We start from the raw sequence: 16,465 nt of genomic DNA on the forward strand, positions 1-16,465 counted from the left end.
GCAAGGCTCACGGAGTGAGCACCGATCAGCGCGGACTCTTCCCAGATCCACCGTCCGATGGAGCCTACCCTGGCCATGAATCGATGCCGGTGGTTTCCGGCTGCCCCGACGGGGCTCACCACGCGAGCCCAGGGCAACGCCCCGGGACCACGACCCCCGTCCAGCCTGAGCCCTGAAGGGGCGGCCCAACGCTTTGATGTGTCGCTCTTAGGGGCGCGTTTCGGGAGGGGCCGAACGGTGACAACGCCCCGGTAGGGGGCATCTCTTGACCGCCCTTTCAGGGCTCAAGGATTTTGGTTGATTGAAACCCGGGGCGCTGCCCCGGGCTGACATCGGTCGCGCCGTTGGCGCTCGACACAAAGTGCCGCAACGCGGCTCGCCAGGCCCGCCCTCGGTGGTTTTGGTTGCTTGATACTCGCGGCCCTCCGCTCAATCGCGGATTCGGCGCGTAGCTGAATCTCCTTACTGGTCAGTAGACCCTGTCAGGTTTGGGTGGCCGGTCTCTGAGCGAGCACCCCGATGGGTGCTATCCGTCAAGCATCCATTCGTATGGCGTTGCGGTGAGATAGGATTTTAGGTCGGAGAAGTTGACGACGATCTCGGAGAGGGTAAACGGTGTCGTTCGAGACAAGCGAGGTGAAACCTCGGCAGGGGTGATGTTCAGGAAATCGCAGAACATGCGATAGGCGCGTGTCGGGTCGGTTTCGATATCCCTTTCGAACTCGAGGGAGAGCATGCGTTCTTGATTCAACTCGGTTCGCAAGCTGTCGTAGCCTGCCTGCAGATAATCGAGCCACCCGATGAGTGAGACCGGATAGTCTCCGCGTGCATCGTGAACGACGTTGCGCTCTTGATCGGTTTCCAGGAATTGGAGCATGGCCGTTTCGAGGTCGATTTCGATTCCTTTGAACTCAGGCTTGGTTTGTCCTTTCTTCTGCCACACACCCGATTGGCGTGCATTGAGTGCCGAAATGACGAGACGGACCAGGTTACGCCGCTCCAGCATGGCGAAGTGAGTAAACCCGAGCTGCTTGAGCTGCGCGATGAAGTCCGGCAGCTCGAATCCGATCGGTTTGAGCTGATAGAGCTGCAGATCGAACCCGTAGAAACGGCGTCCGGCATAGAGCATACGTCCTTTGAGCTTCTTTACGGCATCCTGACGGCGCCCCGGGAAGTGATGGAAGATCTCGCCTCCCCACAGAACCTCCGGATGCTGCCCCATCAGATCGGCGAGCACGGAGCTGCCGCTGCGCGCCTGATGAAAGAGCACGACGTTTCCTTTGCGCAGCGGCGAGGTGGCGGCCCCGTATACCCAGCGCACCCCGTTCTCAAGCGTTTTTCTCGGGTTCATCGCGACAACCCTTATCCGGCGGGAGTTTTACCCAGCAGTTCATCGAAGTAGGCAATCGTGCGCTGAAGTCCGGTGGCAAGAGGCACCTCAGGCTCCCAACCCATTGCGGATCTGGCGAGGCTGATGTCCGGCTGGCGCTGTGTGGGATCATCGCTCGGAAGCGGCTTGTAGGTCAGCTCCGAGCGGGAGCCGGTCAACTCGATGACCTTGGTTGCCAGTTCGAGGATCGTGAACTCGTTCGGATTGCCGACGTTCACGGGGCCCGTGAAGTCGTCCGGCGTATCCATGAGCCTCACGAAAGCCTCGATCAAATCGTCGACATAGCAGAAGGATCGGGTCTGGGATCCGCCACCGTAGATGGTGATGGGTTGATTGCGAAGGGCTTGGACGATGAAGTTCGAGACGACCCGTCCGTCGTTGGGGTGCATCCGCGGGCCGTAGGTATTGAAGATCCGTGCGACCTTGATGCGTAGATTGTGTTGCCGGCGATAATCGAAGAAGAGGGTCTCCGCGCAGCGTTTGCCTTCGTCGTAACAGGAGCGCAGTCCGATGGGGTTGACGTGTCCCCAGTAACTTTCGACTTGCGGGTGCACCTTCGGATCGCCGTAGACCTCGCTCGTGGACGCCTGGAAGATCTTCGCCTTGATGCGTTTGGCGAGCCCCAGCATGTTGATCGCGCCGTGGACCGAGGTCTTTGTGGTCTGCACCGGATCGTGTTGATAATGGATGGGGGATGCAGGACAGGCGAGATTGTAGATCTCGTCGACCTCGACATAGAGCGGGAAGGTTACGTCGTGGCGCAGGATTTCGAAGTGCGGCCGATCCAGCAGGTGGATGACGTTGTCCTTGGTGCCGGTGAAGAAGTTGTCCAGGCAGATGACGTCATGGCCATCGGCGAGCAATCGCTCGCACAGATGGGACCCCAAAAAACCCGCGCCACCGGTCACCAGAACTCGCTTTCTCAGCCCGTAACCCATTACCCTGCCTCCACTTTGATCTCTAAGTCCGTCGCGACGGGGATGCCCCGACTCGTTGTACACGACCCGCCTTATTTCTCACTCTATTGCACGTCCCGCACCCTGCGTTGCAATGATTCCGCGCGTGACGGGGGTCGACTGGATCCCTGCGAGTGCACCGCGACTATGCCAGGACTTGGCGTGGCGGGAAAGCCGCACGGCCCCGATGTTCGCTGGTCGACTGCCTGCTCGGCGGCGTCAGGCTACGGATCTTGATTCGACCATGAAGCGAGAAAGGGCCCCGGCAACCACGGAAACCGCAAAACGTGTCTCGATGCAGGCTCGAGCAGCCCGGCCGAGCTCGGCACGAAGCTCCGGCGCCTCGGCCAAGCGGGACAGGGCGTCTGCAACACCCGTCGAATCCTCGCAGTCGACCAGAATGCCGCCCGATGCCTCGCCGTCGCGGAAGATGTCCGGCAAGCCATGTGCTCGGCTCGCGACAACGGGCAAGCCGCAGGCCATCGCTTCCAACGGGGCCACCGGCATCCCCTCGACGCGCGAGGTCGTCACGTAGATGTCCGCGGCCGAGAGCCAACGACGCAACCTCGGGCGATCGGTCGAATAAGCGTTTTCCCAAATGATGCCTTTGGCGCCGGACCGGTCGATGGCCTCGCCGAACGCAGCTTGGTCCGGTCCCGAGCCCAGGACGACGAGGAGTGCTGGCGGATGCTCGTCCGAGAACGCCGACCAAGCCGCAAGAAGGACATCCAATCCCTTGCGATTCATGTCGATGCGACCGTGATTGACGACCACCAGTGCCTGCTCCGGCAGCCCCAACTCGGACCGGCACTTCGATCGAGAGGACGCGCGCCACTCGTCGGCGTCGATCGGGCTCGGAATATCGGCGATCCGCAGGTTCGATGCCTTATAGGTCCGGGCCAGGCGCTCGCGCTCACGTGTGGAGGGCACAATGAGGCCCTGCGCCAGACGCAACGTCCATGGCCGAGTGCGCGCCTCCAAACGCGACAGTGTCAAATCCCCGCCCTGAAAGGTCGCGAACACCGGCAGACCAAACAGCCTCGAGAGCAGAGCGAGCGCGTCGAAGCGCGCGTACTCGTACTCCTGCACCAAGACGATCGAGCAATCCTCGGCACGCAGGATCCGCCCGAAGGCACGCCAAGGCGTGCGTAGGATCTGTCGCGCGCTTTTGATCGAGTCGCGACGGGCGATGCTGCGACGCCCGGGTACCGCCCAGATGGCGGCACCCGTCTCGGCATGGGTCAGGCACCGGGGGGTTGTCAGCCGCTCGGAGGCGCAGACAATGACGGCATCCCAGCCGAGCGACCGGAACGCCGCGACATAGCCGAAGAGCCAGCCGCCGGTCATCCGATGCGCGAAATCCTCGAGGTCCAGCCCGATTGGATCGAGGAACTCCTCCACCACATCGCCCCAGGGGAAAATCGCAACCTTGGGAGGAGCGCGTGATGTCACGTCCTTGCTCCCTCGCCCGCCGTGTCGGGCTTTTGCCAGGCCATCGCGATCTCGGTGCCCGGCGTTTTCCGTTGATGCAGAAGGTAGCCGAGGAGCGTCATCGGAGCCGCAACGGCGTAGAGCAGCCGACGTTTACGTCGACCCAGATTCGAAAAGGCGATGTCGTGATAAAAGACCGTGAGCGGGTTGATGAAGGTCGCGGAGGCTGTGGGCTTTGCGCCGAACAGTACGGCGAGGACGTCCTTGCGGTAGCCGCGACGCACGTGACCCCACTCCTGCATCAAACTGGACTCGGGCGGACACCAGCGACGCATGACGCGGTAGTAGGGATAGTGCCAATCGGCTCCGGGGGTGGACAAGAGAAGCCACCCGCCCGGACACGTGACACGTAGGGCCTCGCGCGCCGCTAACGCATCGTCTTCGATATGCTTGAGCACGTCGAAGAGGGTCACGACATCGAATGCGCCGTCGGGAAAGGGCAGCCGACAGGCATCGGCGCACACCGGATCGGCCGTGTCTGCAGACGGACCCTGCCCCAGCAACGAACGATCTCGGTCAAGCGTCGTCGCCCGGGCGTCGGGATAGAGCAGACTCGCGAGACCGCTGCGCCCTCCCCCGATCTCGAGCACCCTCGCGGGCGTGCTCCCGGGACCCGACCGATCGGGCGCAATGCGATGGATGGCACGCATCTTCTCGCGGTAGAACAGGCCGTCGGTCAAGCCGTTCGGAAACGGATTTCGGGCGAGAAACGCGCTTAAGGGCGTCTTCTGAATGCGCCTTAGCTCTCCTGATCGGGCGGCGGGGCGAGCGTCGGCACCGCACGGCGCGAGCGCCATATCGGATTGAAAAGAAAGAGCACGCCGCCGAGCCAACCGCGTATCTCTTCAAGCAGCACACGTCCGCGATGGGGCTTGCCGTTGCGCACGATGTCGAGAGCGGTCCGCATGAAATAACGCGGGAGCTGCACGAGGATACGATGGATGTTCCCGCCATGACGATAGCGGTCATGCTGGACCACCAACGCGGCGACATGACCGCGCATGTAGGCGCGCATCTGTCGCTGCAGGCCCGGCCAATCCTCGCGATGGTGGTGGTGAGCACGGCCACCTTCCCTGATGGTTATTTCCCCTTAAATCGTCATCTTTCATGAGGGCGAGCGGTGGGCCTCCCTCGGGGTGCTTGAACAACAGCACCCGTCGGGAGAGTCTCTTGTTTGCGAAGACAAAGAGACGCCATCAGTGTGCCACGCCGTCCTTGAAAGCCCCACGTTTTTCGCCTTGTTGCTGCACATCGACGAGGATCTCGCCGAGGCCGCCCGAGAGGCCGGTTGTCCCGCCTGCGGCGGCACGCTGCATCAGGCCGACTACCCCCGTAAACCGCGCGGCTGTCCGGAGCCATGGCGCGAGGCGTTCGCCACGCGTCGCAGCTTTTGCTGTGCGCAGTGTCGGCGACGCCTGACGCCGCGCTCGGTGCGGTTCTTGGGCCGGCGGGTCTATCTCGGCCTCATCGTCGTGGTGGCCTGCGTGCGCCATAGCGGACATCACCCCAAAGCGGACGCCTTGGCCGCGACGTTGGCGGTCCCGATCCGCACCCTGCGGCGCTGGCAGACCTGGTGGCGGGAGCAGTTGGCGCAGACCCCGCTGTGGTGCAGCGCGCAGGGGGGCTTTGTCCCGCCGGTGGATCTGCAGCAGGCGCCGGGGAGTCTGCTCGAGCGCTTCCTCGGCGATGCCGCGGACGCCCTGGTGGCGTTGCTGCGCTTTTTGAGTCCCTTGACGAGTCGTTCGTGCAGGCTGCACGAGGGCGGCTGACGCCACGCAGAGGATGCAGCTCGAAGGCGCCGGGGCACCCGGCTAGGCTGGTCGCGAAGGTGTCGGAACCCCCGGCGCCGTGGCCGGGAGACCCCTATGCCGACCCCCGTGGAGGTTCCGCAACGCGAGCGTTGGGCCCGCGTGCGCTTTGCGATCATCGGACCCTTGCTCGCCGCCCCGCCGTCGGACGGCGAGTTGCAGGCGGCACTCGCCGCCTTGGCCGCCAAGACCTGGCGCCATCCCGTCACCGGCCTGGATGTTCGGTTCGGTGTGTCGACCCTCGAGCGCTGGTACTACGCCGCGCGCGCCGCGCCCGATCCGGTGGCGGTGCTGCGCAATCGCGTGCGCGCCGATCGCGGGGCCTTCCCGAGCGTGCTGCCCGCCGCCCGCGAGGCCCTGCAGGCGCAGTACCGCGATCATCCCGGCTGGACCGCCCAGCTGCATCGCGACAACCTGGCCGCGACCCTCGCCGGCACCGCCACCCCGGTGCCGTCCTATCCGAGCGTGCGGCGCTACTTGAAGGCCCACGGGATGGTGCGCCGCGCCACCCCCAAGCGCGACACCGCCGGCGCGCTGGCCGCGCGCGATCGCCTGGAGCAGCGCGAGGTGCGCAGCTTCGAGGTCGAGCACGTCTCGGCGCTCTGGCACCTGGATTTCCATCACGGCTCGCGCAAGGTGCTCACGGCGGCCGGAACCTGGCTCACGCCGTTGCTGTTCGGGGTCATCGACGATCGCTCGCGCTTGGTCTGTCACCTGCAGTGGTACACCAACGAGACCGCCGAGGTGCTGGTGCACGGGCTGTCGCAGGCGTTCATGAAGCGCGGCCTGCCGCGCGCCCTGATGACCGACAACGGCGCGGCGATGCTGGCCGAGGAGACGACCGCCGGATTGGCCCGTCTGGGCGTCCTGCATCAGACCACCTTGCCCTATTCGCCCTATCAGAACGCCAAGCAGGAGGCCTTTTGGGGCCGCGTGGAAGGCCGCCTGATGGCGATGCTCGAAGGCGAGTCCGGGCTCACGCTGCAGGCCCTCAACCACGCCACCCAGGCCTGGGTCGAGCAGGAGTATCACCGCAGCACCCATTCGGAATTGGCCACTACGCCGCTGGCGCGCTATCTGGAGGGCCCGACCGTGGCGCGCCCCTGCCCGGACGCCGCCGCCTTGCGCGCGGCCTTCCGCATCGAGGTCGCACGACGCCAACGCCGGGCCGACGGCACCGTCAGCCTGGCCGGCATCCGCCTGGAAATCCCCGCACGCTACCGCGCCCTGGAGACGGTGCATCTGCGTTACGCGCGCTGGGATCTGGCCCATGTCGATCTGGTGGATCCGCACAGCGGTGCGATCTTGAGCCCCCTGCGTCCGCTGGATAAGGCCGCCAATGCCGGGGAGGCCCGCCGTGCGCTGGTGCCCGGCGCACCGGTGCCGCAACCGAGCACACCGAGCGGGATGGCGCCGCTGCTGCGCCAGCTCCTCGAGACCCATGCCGCGACCGGCTTGCCGCCGGCCTATCTGCCCCTGAACACCGCCGAGGACACCCGATGAATGCGCGACTGCTCGCCCTCTACGGCCTGAAATGGCATCCCTTCTCCTCGGAGCTGCCGATCGAGGCGCTCTACATCCCCCCGCGCGTGGAACACTTCCTGTGGCGCATCGAACAGGCGCAGATCCGCGAAGGCGGGTTTGCGATGATCCACGGCGAACCGGGCACCGGCAAAAGCGTCGTGCTGCGTCTGCTCGCCGAGCGTCTCGCCCGGCTCCCGGATCTGAGCGTCGGCGCCATCGATCATCCGCAAAGCAGCCTCGGGGATTTCTACCGCGAGCTCGGCGAGCTGTTCGCCGTGCCGCTGCGTCCGCACAACCGCTGGGGCGGTTTCAAGGCGCTGCGTGCCACCTGGCTCGGCCATCTGCAGACCACCCGCCGGCGCGCCGTGCTGCTCGTGGACGAGGCCCAGGAGATGAGCCCCGCCGTGCTCAACGAGCTGCGCCTGCTCGCCAGCGCCCGCTTCGACTCCCAACCGCTGCTGTGCGTCGTCCTCGCCGGGGATACCCGCCTCACCGATCACCTGCGCCGCGAGGAGCTGCTGCCCCTGGGCTCGCGCATCCGCACCCGTCTGGCCACCGAGCATGCGCGCCGCGAGGAGCTGCTCGCCTGCCTGCAACACCTGTGCGCCAGCGCCGGCAACGCCGCCCTCATGAGCGAGCCCCTGCAACACACCCTCTGCGACCACGCCGCCGGCAACTACCGCATCCTCACCACCCTGGCCGCCGAGTTGCTCGCCGTCGCCGCCCAAACCGAGCGCCCCCACCTCGACGAGGCGCTCTTCCTCGAGGTCTTCACCCCGCCCACCACCGCCACCCCGCGGCGGGCCGCCCTGCCACGTTGACCGACTCGGAGCACCACCATGCCGCAGCCCGACACCACCCTGCAGCCATTCTTCTGGCCACCCCTGTCCGATGACGCGGTCCTCGCCATCCGGGAGGTCCTCTTCCGACTGACCGATCAGTTCGAGACCCGCTACGCCTCCCAAATCCGCGATGCCGAACGCGACGACAACCGGCCTCGCGACCACCAACCGGACCTGTTCGACGGACCGGATTTCGACGATCCCCTGTTGTTCTGAGTCCCGTCACCGCGCTTGATCCACCTCGCGCCGCCGGCCCATACCCCGGCCGCGCGAGACCGCGGGAGCGCTTCGCCGACCCCCATCACGCAACTTGATCACGCCACCATCAAAATCGCTGACCGCACTCAGTGGAAGACCAGGGCGCGGGGCTCGTAGAAACACTCCCCTCCGGTCGCGAGGATGCGATACCAGATCTCGGAATCTTCCGAGCAACCGGCGGCACCGGCGCCGAGCCGCTCATCGAAGCCTCCGATACGCTCGAACAGGGCCCGGCGAAACGCCATATTGGCACCGGCACCGACATGCCAGACCTGTGTGCCGCGATGACGGGTCTCTTCGAAAAAGATCCGACCGAAACGCGTCGGCAGGCAATTCGCTCCGAAACCGCCCATCTCCATCTGAAAGACCCGCTGCGCTTCGGTATCGAGCGTCGCGGAAATCACCAGACCCGTTACCGATTCAACATCCGATTCCTCGAATGCGCGGACGATCTCGCCCGACCAACGCTCGTGGACCTCGACGTCGTCGTCGGTGAAGGCGACGAGTGGACGGGTCGCTGCAGCGACACCGCAATTGCGGGCGCGACTCAGTCCGGAGCTCGACTCATGCAGATAGCGCACCCGAGGGAAGTCGAGACACACCGAGGCGGCCGTGCGATCGGAGGAATTGTCGACCACGAGGATCTCGCCCGGGGGCGCCTTCTGAGCCGACAAGGCATTCAGGCAGGTCCTCAAGGGTCCGGGCCGATCGCGTGTGCACACAATCACCGACAGGTCGTCGGCTTCCGAATGAACAGGCCGCTCGAGCTCGGACAACAGAGCCGGAGTCACATGGGCCTCCCGCACGTCGGTGAAGGGGACCTGCACTAGCGCCCGACCGTCGTAACGCGCGAGCGGCGGACCGCCGAATCCGGCGGCGCGGCTGGCGACCTGCTCGGAAAGGAATCGGGCCGCGAGCGCAAGGAGGCGGTCTCGCCGCAACGGGAGCTCCTCGGGGGCGTAGGCGCGCGCCCAACGGCAGGTCTCCCCACCAGTAGACGACGTAAAGGGGAGAAGCGCCGGCCTCCAGGACGCAGGGCGCCTGCTTGAGATCCAGATGGACGATATCCCAGCTCATGCGACCTGCTCGCGGATTCGGCGGCTGCGTGCCAGGGAACGATCGTATTCGCCGAGCAGACCCTGGATTGCGCCGCGTAATTCCGCAGCGAGGTCGCCGGTGCGCCTCAAATCGAGGTCGCGTAGGGCGCCTATCAACGAGAGCAGCTTGTCGCAGAACCACCATCTCAGCATCGCGTCCTGACGCCGCCGCAGGCCGGGATCCGTGCGACGAGCCTTCTCCAGAAAGGCCATAAAACCGAGGCCCCAGGACCAGTACTGACGTCGCAGCTGCGCCATGCATGGTCTCGCGATGCTCATGGAACACCGCGTAGCGCGGCTCGTAGACGATGGCATTCCCGCTGCGCAGGACGCGATAGAAGATGTCGAGATCGCCCCCGCCCTGGAGCGGCGCTCCCGTATCCAGGGCCTCGTCGAACCCTCCGAGATCAAACAGCAGATCCCGGCGAAAACACGTGTTCGCACCCGCCCCGACAACCCCGGCGCCCACAGGATGGAGCGGGTTTCCGAGCTGAGCGCCTCGATGATGGATGCGCTCGAAACCACGCCCGAATCCACCTTCGCGCTCGAACCGGATCTGCGCAGGCGTCTCGAGCCGATACCGCAGAACCAGTCCGGAATAGCCGCCGGCATCCGGGCAGTCGGCCCAGACCCGGTAGAGCCCCGACAACCAGCCGCGCTCCACGACGACATCGTCGTCCAGGTAGGCGATCAGGTCACCGCTCGCGGCCTCGAGGGCGGCGTTGCGCGCGAAGTCGAGGCCGGTTTTGGGCTCGAAGCGATAGCGTACGTCGGTTCGCGACTCGACGACCTCGCGCGTAGCGGAATCGACCGATGCGTTGTCGACGACCAGGATCTCGAGCGCTCGGAACGCGGACGCGCCCCTGATCGCCTCGAGCGATTCGAGCAAACGGGTCAGGCGAGCGGCCCGGTCTTTGGTGCAGATCGCGATGGTCAGCGAAGGGGGCTCGACCACAGGCGTCGCGTGCCAGCGATCCGCGAGTGATGCCTCGAGCTTGATGGCCAAGATGCGCAGCGCAAACTCGCGTTCGACGATGTCCAGAAGCGCATCCTGCTCCATGCGGAATCCCTCGGGCGTCTCCTTCATGAGAAATCCGATGATGCGTCCCTCCCAGCGCACCACGATGGCGTAACCCGTCTCATGCGATGCGAGGGCGAAGCCGGCAAGCGGCCGGGACAGTTCCAGATCCATCATTCGATACGACACGGACGTCATCCCTCCAAGGCAACCCCTGTCGAAACATGCAGGCGATGAAGACGGGCGAATGGCCCGTTCGCAGCAAGCAACGCTCCGGGCGAACCGCACTCCACGACACGCCCGAAATCGAGCATCACGACCTGATCGGCGTCTTCGACCGTCGTCAGGCGATGGGCGATGGGCGATGGGCGATCACCACGAGCGTGCGGCCCTCGCAGTAGGTCCGCAGTGCACTTTGAAAAAGTCGCTCGGACTCCGCATCGAGGGCGTTGGTCGCCTCGTCGAGCAACAGGATATCCGGATTGCGAAGGATCGTCCGGGCCAGCGCGATGCGCTGACGCTGCCCTCCAGAGAGACGAAACCCTTCATCGCCGAGCAGGGTCTCGTAGCCGATCGGGAGGGCCTCGATGAACCCTGCCGCACCGGCAATCTCGGCGGCGCGTCGGATCTCCTCCCGCGCACCGTTCGCCTTGCCGTAGCCGATATTGGCGGCGACGCTGTCGTTGAGCAGGTAGACGGCTTGAGACATGATCGAGAGCCGCTCGCGCCAACTTCGGATCTCGAGCCGAGACAGAGGAACACCGTCGACCAGAATCTCGCCCTCGGTCGGATCTCGGAACCGGAAGAGAAGGTCCATCAGCGTGGATTTTCCCGAGCCGGAGCGACCGACGATCGCAGTCGTCTCCCCTTTCGGGATCCGGAGCGAGACGCGATCGAGCGCGGGCGAGTCACTGCCTGGGTAGCGAAAGGTGACGTCGCGAAACTCGACGCCGTGTTGCAGGTGAATAAATCGTCGGTCGCCGTCGACCAGAAAGGGCTCGGCGGTCCGTTCCAGGTAATCGGCGACATCCTCGACCGCGGGGAATCCGGCGTCGAAGGCGACCCGCGAGGACAAGACATCTCGGACCGGTCGCTGCATCCGGTAGAGCAAGGCGAGAAACGCCGCCAGCGCGGGGATCCCCACCTCCAGCCGATACCCGACAGGATGAGGATACCGATCAGGACCGCCCCCGAGATCTCGGAGACCGGACCCGGCACGCCCCAGAGCACGTCCATCTTGAGAATCCTCCGCCGCAGCACGTCGGACGCCTGATCGAAACGATCGATCTCGTCGCACTCGCGAGAAAAACTGCGGATCAGACGCAGTCCCCCGAGGCTCTCCTACATGCGCAGCCCGAATTCCTTGTTCTGATCGACGACCTCTTGGCCGAGACGTTGGGCGCGACGCGAGATCAGCATGACGATCAAGGCGGTCGTGCCGAGAAACGCGGCGGCGATCAGCGTCAAGAGAGGCGAAATCATCATCAAGAGGACGAGGAAGACCAGGATGGCCGAGCCCGAGACCGCCATCTGATGGAGCTGAGTCAGGGCACCTCCCACCTTCCAGGTGTTGGTGGCGATCGTGTTGACGATATCCGATCGGCGGTTCTCCACCCGATAGTCGATGCAGGAATCGACTGTTTGGCGAAGGACGCGGGCGCGTAAGCGGTGGGCCACCAATCCATCGAAATAACGGGTCACGATGTGATTGGCCTGGGCGACCAGGTTCTTGAGGATGACCGCGACACAGAGGCCGATCACCAAGGCGGGGATCCGCTACCCATCCGGAATCGGCGCCAAGACGTGCGCGAAGGCGGCCGAGACCGCGGACGCACCGCCCGATGTCGCGCCTAGACTTTCAAGAAGCGGGCTGAAGAGATACATGCCGGCGCCCTCGAGGAGAGCCGCGGTGATTCCAAGCGCAATAATCAGGGGCGAGCCCCACCGAGGCGCCTGTGCGGTGCGCGCGAGTCGGGATATCCGAGCGGTGATGGATCGAACCACGATCAAACGCTCCGGGTGTTGTTGCGACGCGGCGACGCGATGGTCGACCCGCGGGCCGAACGCCTTCGGCTCGAGACGCCGGGCATCACGTATTCGCGGCAGCCGATTCGGAACAATCCGGATCGTACGGCACGGGCCACACGAGCGTCTGCTGCAACCGCGCGAGTTTTCGTTTCCGACTGCGCCAGATCCTGTCCCAGACAACAGCCCAGACGGGAATCGAGCGTGTCGAAAGCAAGATGAGCTCCTCGACTTTGGCCATTTCCGGGCCTCGGCGGAAGCGCCGCGAGGCGCCGGGAGCGACGGTGACAGACCCGATTGATGTGGCGGCAGAGGGCCGCGGACGGTATCGTCCGATGTCGACCAAAACCTCGGACCTGCCCGCGGATGTTCCCTCTGCCAGCCTCGATTGTATCTGTTCTGCAGCCCTTTGCCTGCCTGTTCACCGCGCCGACCCTGGCGCATCTGCACGTCTTGCTCACGGGAACGCTGCTGGCGCAAGGACCACGCACGGTGACGGCGGCACTGCGGGCGATGGGGCTGAGCGCGGAGCGGCGCTTCGAGCGTTACCACCGGGTGCTGAATCGGGCGCGTTGGTCGTCGCGCCAAGGGGCGCGGATTCTGCTGGGGTTGTTGCTCGGGATGTTGCCGGCGCAGGTGCCGATCGTGGTGGCGGTCGACGAGACGCTGGAACGGCGCAAGGGCGCGCGCATTCGAGCAGAAGGGATGTATCGCGATGCGGTGCGCTCCTCGCGCGGCAAGGTGGTGACCTGTTTGGGGCTGGAGTGGATCTGCATGGCGTTGTTGGTGCCCGTGCCGTGGAGCACGCGGCCTTGGGCGCTGCCCTTTCTCACCCGCTTGGCGCCGTCGAAACGGGCCGACGAGGCGGCCGCGCGGCACCATCGCACGGTCGTGGAGCTCACCATCGGGATGGTCTGGCTGGTCTCGCGCTGGCTGCAGCAACGCCGCTGGATCCTGCTCGGCGACGGCAGCTACTCCTGCATCCAGCTGGGGTGGGAAGTGCTGGCTGCGCAAGCGACCCTGATCACGCGCCTGCGCCTGGATGCACGCCTGTTCGCCTTTCCCGAGCCGGTGCCCGCCGGGCGGCGCGGCCCCAAGCCGAAGAAAGGCGGCGTACTGGCCAAGCTCGCCACACGCGAGGAAGCGGCGCACACCCGAGGCGAGGAGGTCGCGATTCAATGGTACGGACAGCCCAAAACGCTGCGCCTGCTCAGCGAGGTGTGTCTGTGGCACACCGCGGGATGGCCGCCGTTGCCGATTCGCTGGGTGCTCGTGGTCGATCCCGAGGGCCGGCTGCCGACGCAAGCCTTCTTCACCACCGACCTGAACATGGCGCCGGCCCGCGTCGTGGAGCTGTTCGTCCAGCGCTGGTCGCTCGAGGTCACCTTCGAGGAAGTCCGTCGCCACCTCGGCGTCGAGACCCAGCGCCAGTGGAACGACCTGGCGATCGCACGCACCACGCCGATGCTGATGGCGCTGTTCTCGCTCGTCTGTCTCATGGTCTACCGGTGGCGCGAGCGCTGGGACGCCCTGCCGCGCTCCACGGCCTGGTATCTGAAGTCCCACGCCACCTTCTCCGATTGCCTGGCCCTGGTGCGGCGCACCATCTGGGCCGAGGAGAATTACGCCTACTCACGGTCCGAGGGGGAGATGGTCCTAATTTCGTCCAAGCGACTCGATCGCCTGCTGGAACAGCTCGCGGCGACCGCCTAGATTGGCCAAAGTCGAGGAGCTCGTCCCAAGGCCCGTTCTCCGAGCTCGGAACCGCACGGCGCGGTCGCAGGTCCGCGAGCAGCGATCTAGCCAGGATGCGCGCTACCCGCCGATCCAACACATGGACCGGATCGATCGAGATCGCTCGGAGCAATAAAAGAACTGTCAAGCCGATGCGACGAGCCTGTGCAGCACGATCTGCCAGGTAGAGTAAGTAGGACGCGCGAGACCACCGGTGAAACCAAACTGGAATTTCCGCGCCCCGCGGACTGAGCTTGGACATCATCAATTCATAGGACCGCATCATTTGCTCGACGTCCACCGACATGTTCCCGCGAACCTGGCGATAGCCGTTGAGGCACTCGGGCTGGCAGAGGAACCGAAACCGCCGAGCGATCCTCATATAGAGATCCCAATCCTCGCAACCCTGCGCGCGCTGCACGAAGTACGCCTCGTCGTAGAGACCGACCTCCCGAAGGCAATCCGCCTTGATCAGGCAGGTGCTCGCGCTTCCCGAGAAATTTCCAAGCATCAACTGAAGCCAGACAATGCCTTCGAATCGCTCTCTGTCCATGCAGGGAGAAAGCCGGGCACCGGTTTCGTCGATCGTGATCCACGGGGAATACACCAGGCCGACATCGCTCGGTGCGTCGAACAAGCAGCGCAACTGCTTGGAGATCCGCTCCGGGTGCCAGATGTCGTCGGCATCCAGCGGGGCGACGAAATCGCCGCGCGCGGATCGAATCCCGAGATTTCGTGCCGCGGCGACCCCTTTGTTCGCCTGCTGCAGGATCCTGATCCGCGAGTCGTGACGCGCGAAGCGACGCAGGATCTCGGCGGTTCCGTCCGTGGAGCCATCGTCGACGATAAGGATCTCCAAGCTTCGATATGATTGCTCGGAAACGGATTTAAGCGTGGAGCCGATGTATTGCTCACCGTTGTAGACCGGGATGACGACGGAAACGAGCTCGTTCATGATCGAGGCGTCATTCGCACCCGGCCGTTACAGCCAGCCTCCCTTCGACCGCAACAACCACCGTGCGAGCGCAACGCTCGGCCCCTTCGGCAAAAACCAGATCACGGCAAGCAAAGAAGACACGACGAGCGCCTTGAGCGGACCGGCTTGGCCTCGACCGTAGGGCGCGGAGACGAAATCCCGCCAAGAGATCCCGCGCCCGGAATCGGACATGCGGTTCAACGTCATCTCGATCAGCATATCGCGCCAGGACCGTTTATACCTCCGCCATCGCAGAGGATCGGTCGGATAACCCCGCTCACCCATAAACGCGACGAGGTAATCGATATTGCGATTGACTTTGTCCACTTAGTCTTGCATGGCCTGACGTGTGAGGACGCGACTCCCGTACCATGAATTATTGCCGTGGATACGGTATTCGACGACCGTTTCCGGTAGGGACTCGATCCGTCCGTGCAGCGGCGCCAGGTCGTGGAGGTAGTCGTCGAGCCAACCGACCGTCGGGAGCGGAAAGACCTGCTGAAGGTAGCGCCTCGACCAGGCATTGCCGGAGGTATAGGCAAAAGGGAGCGGCAGCAGACCGTGCCGCAGCGTAAGCGCCCGATAATCGCCCGAATCGGGTAGCCGCCCGGGGATGCGCTCCCCCATCGCTTGCCCGTCTCGGTCGATCACCGACATGTAGCCCTGGACCTTGACGACGTCCGGACAAGCAACGAAGGGATGACACATACGTTCGACCGCATCGGGTAAAAGCACGTCGTCGGCATCCAGGAAGATCAGGATATCGCCTTGGCTTCGCCTGAATCCCTCAGCGCACGCGCCGATCTGACCCTGATGCTCGACCTGCACACACTGGATCGCGGGCAGAAAACGCGAGATCTCCTCCAGCGAGCGGTCGGTCGACCCGTCGTCCACGACGATGACCTCGACTCGCGGGTAGGTTTGCGCCAGTGCGCTCGCAATCGCGGTACCGATAAACTCTACATAATTGAAGTTCGCGATGATGATACTGACGAGGCGAGGGTCCGCCTTCGCACTATCGTCGACGGATCGGTGTGATGCGGTAGAGGCATCTAGCACGTGTGTGCCGTCGGTCCGCGCTTGAGGCGTATCACGATGCTCTCTCGGGGCCGATCGTCCGGGAGACGGGGGTTCTCGGCCCCGTATCTCGATCCCCTGGCGACGGTTGCGAGCAAGGTGCGGCGCTTTCGTTCGAAGAGGCCGAGTCGAGAGGCGCGACGAGCGAACGACGGCCTCGTGGAGCACCATCGGACGCACGGAGCCCCGATTTGAACCACGACGACAGCCAGTTATCTGTTTCATCAAAGAGGGTTCCGCTCGAATCAAACACCGGAGCTCGGCGCACC

General features: G+C 64.7%; 16 protein-coding genes and 2 pseudogenes. 6 read left to right on the forward strand and 12 right to left on the reverse strand.

Translation table 11 applies throughout. From position 1 onward, the window contains the following. Positions 1-526 precede the first annotated feature (526 nt). From LT988_RS03490 to LT988_RS03510, 5 genes are all read right to left on the reverse strand, one after another. Positions 527-1,351: a hypothetical protein gene (locus LT988_RS03490; protein WP_232408858.1), complete on the reverse strand. Its 825-nt coding sequence runs from the start codon at positions 1,349-1,351 to the stop codon at positions 527-529. Positions 1,352-1,362: 11 nt separating this feature from the next. After that, a complete protein-coding gene (locus LT988_RS03495; protein ID WP_232408859.1) occupies positions 1,363-2,328 on the reverse strand; it encodes a UDP-glucuronic acid decarboxylase family protein in 966 nt (321 codons plus the stop codon). A 237-nt stretch (positions 2,329-2,565) separates the two neighbouring features. Beyond that, complete coding sequence (locus LT988_RS03500) at positions 2,566-3,798, reverse strand: glycosyltransferase family 4 protein (RefSeq protein WP_232408860.1); 1,233 nt, start codon at positions 3,796-3,798, stop codon at positions 2,566-2,568. Then, entirely contained in the window at positions 3,795-4,517 is a 723-nt protein-coding gene (locus tag LT988_RS03505; RefSeq protein ID WP_232408861.1) for a class I SAM-dependent methyltransferase, read from the reverse strand. The genes LT988_RS03500 and LT988_RS03505 overlap by 4 nt, the downstream gene beginning before the upstream one ends. A 59-nt stretch (positions 4,518-4,576) precedes the next feature. Then, positions 4,577-4,852, reverse strand: a complete 276-nt coding sequence (locus tag LT988_RS03510) for a hypothetical protein (RefSeq protein ID WP_232408862.1) — start codon at positions 4,850-4,852, stop codon at positions 4,577-4,579. 184 nt (positions 4,853-5,036) lie between these two features. On the opposite strand from LT988_RS03510, the gene LT988_RS03515 reads away from it, so the two are divergent. The 4 genes from LT988_RS03515 (at position 5,037) to LT988_RS03530 (ending at position 8,227) form a co-directional block, all read left to right on the forward strand. Further along, positions 5,037-5,606 (forward strand): hypothetical protein, encoded by a 570-nt coding sequence (locus tag LT988_RS03515; RefSeq protein ID WP_232408170.1) that lies wholly within the window; start codon positions 5,037-5,039, stop codon positions 5,604-5,606. A 96-nt stretch (positions 5,607-5,702) separates the two neighbouring features. Continuing rightward, complete coding sequence (locus LT988_RS03520) at positions 5,703-7,148, forward strand: DDE-type integrase/transposase/recombinase (protein WP_232407220.1); 1,446 nt, start codon at positions 5,703-5,705, stop codon at positions 7,146-7,148. Continuing rightward, positions 7,145-7,990: an ExeA family protein gene (locus LT988_RS03525; RefSeq protein WP_232407221.1), complete on the forward strand. Its 846-nt coding sequence runs from the start codon at positions 7,145-7,147 to the stop codon at positions 7,988-7,990. The genes LT988_RS03520 and LT988_RS03525 overlap by 4 nt, the downstream gene beginning before the upstream one ends. Before the next feature lie 18 nt (positions 7,991-8,008). After that, a complete protein-coding gene (locus LT988_RS03530) occupies positions 8,009-8,227 on the forward strand; it encodes a hypothetical protein (protein ID WP_232407222.1) in 219 nt (72 codons plus the stop codon). Positions 8,228-8,355: 128 nt separating this feature from the next. Here LT988_RS03530 and LT988_RS03535 read toward each other — a convergent pair whose 3' ends face one another. The 5 genes and pseudogenes from LT988_RS03535 to LT988_RS03555 all read right to left on the reverse strand — a co-directional run bounded on the left by LT988_RS03535 (position 8,356) and on the right by LT988_RS03555 (position 12,145). Then, a complete protein-coding gene (locus LT988_RS03535; RefSeq protein ID WP_232408863.1) occupies positions 8,356-9,210 on the reverse strand; it encodes a glycosyltransferase family 2 protein in 855 nt (284 codons plus the stop codon). A 132-nt stretch (positions 9,211-9,342) separates the two neighbouring features. Continuing rightward, entirely contained in the window at positions 9,343-9,624 is a 282-nt protein-coding gene (locus LT988_RS03540) for a hypothetical protein (protein WP_232408864.1), read from the reverse strand. 58 nt (positions 9,625-9,682) lie between these two features. Next, positions 9,683-10,582 (reverse strand): annotated as a pseudogene (locus tag LT988_RS25485) (glycosyltransferase); the annotation flags it as partial. 145 nt (positions 10,583-10,727) lie between these two features. Further along, positions 10,728-11,528, reverse strand: coding sequence for an ABC transporter ATP-binding protein (locus LT988_RS03550; RefSeq protein WP_232408866.1), 801 nt, complete (start codon positions 11,526-11,528; stop codon positions 10,728-10,730). A gap of 197 nt (positions 11,529-11,725) precedes the next feature. Then, positions 11,726-12,145, reverse strand: coding sequence for an ABC transporter transmembrane domain-containing protein (locus tag LT988_RS03555; protein WP_332460576.1), 420 nt, complete (start codon positions 12,143-12,145; stop codon positions 11,726-11,728). 630 nt (positions 12,146-12,775) lie between these two features. Here LT988_RS03555 and LT988_RS03560 point away from each other — a divergent pair. Further along, complete coding sequence (locus tag LT988_RS03560; protein WP_232408868.1) at positions 12,776-14,122, forward strand: IS701 family transposase; 1,347 nt, start codon at positions 12,776-12,778, stop codon at positions 14,120-14,122. Positions 14,123-14,504: 382 nt separating this feature from the next. Here LT988_RS03560 and LT988_RS25490 read toward each other — a convergent pair. Beyond that, positions 14,505-15,098, reverse strand: a pseudogene (locus tag LT988_RS25490) (glycosyltransferase family 2 protein); the annotation flags it as partial. Between LT988_RS25490 and LT988_RS03570 the strand changes: the two are divergent. Further along, a complete protein-coding gene (locus LT988_RS03570) occupies positions 15,097-15,261 on the forward strand; it encodes a hypothetical protein (RefSeq protein WP_232408870.1) in 165 nt (54 codons plus the stop codon). The pseudogene LT988_RS25490 and the gene LT988_RS03570 sit on opposite strands and share 2 nt — an antisense overlap. A gap of 185 nt (positions 15,262-15,446) precedes the next feature. On the opposite strand, the gene LT988_RS03575 is transcribed toward LT988_RS03570, so the two are convergent. Continuing rightward, on the reverse strand, positions 15,447-16,421 hold the full coding sequence (locus LT988_RS03575; RefSeq protein ID WP_332460534.1) for a glycosyltransferase family 2 protein: 975 nt from the start codon (positions 16,419-16,421) through the stop codon (positions 15,447-15,449). Positions 16,422-16,465 lie beyond the last annotated feature (44 nt).

Source organism: Thiocapsa bogorovii (genome assembly GCF_021228795.1).
In the GTDB taxonomy this organism is placed as follows: Bacteria; Pseudomonadota; Gammaproteobacteria; order Chromatiales; family Chromatiaceae; genus Thiocapsa; species Thiocapsa bogorovii.

Bases quoted from the DNA above. Each gene is read 5' to 3' on its own strand.
- LT988_RS03490 (WP_232408858.1), bottom strand. From the start codon at position 1,351: ATGAACCCGAGAAAAACGCTTGAGAACGGGGTGCGCTGGGTATACGGG.
- LT988_RS03495 (WP_232408859.1), bottom strand. From the start codon at position 2,328: ATGGGTTACGGGCTGAGAAAGCGAGTTCTGGTGACCGGTGGCGCGGGT.
- LT988_RS03510 (WP_232408862.1), bottom strand. From the start codon at position 4,852: ATGCGCGCCTACATGCGCGGTCATGTCGCCGCGTTGGTGGTCCAGCAT.
- LT988_RS03520 (WP_232407220.1), top strand. From the start codon at position 5,703: ATGCCGACCCCCGTGGAGGTTCCGCAACGCGAGCGTTGGGCCCGCGTG.
- LT988_RS03525 (WP_232407221.1), top strand. From the start codon at position 7,145: ATGAATGCGCGACTGCTCGCCCTCTACGGCCTGAAATGGCATCCCTTC.
- LT988_RS03530 (WP_232407222.1), top strand. From the start codon at position 8,009: ATGCCGCAGCCCGACACCACCCTGCAGCCATTCTTCTGGCCACCCCTG.
- LT988_RS03540 (WP_232408864.1), bottom strand. From the start codon at position 9,624: ATGGCGCAGCTGCGACGTCAGTACTGGTCCTGGGGCCTCGGTTTTATG.
- LT988_RS03560 (WP_232408868.1), top strand. From the start codon at position 12,776: ATGTTCCCTCTGCCAGCCTCGATTGTATCTGTTCTGCAGCCCTTTGCC.
- LT988_RS03570 (WP_232408870.1), top strand. From the start codon at position 15,097: ATGATCGAGGCGTCATTCGCACCCGGCCGTTACAGCCAGCCTCCCTTC.
- LT988_RS03575 (WP_332460534.1), bottom strand. From the start codon at position 16,421: ATGAAACAGATAACTGGCTGTCGTCGTGGTTCAAATCGGGGCTCCGTG.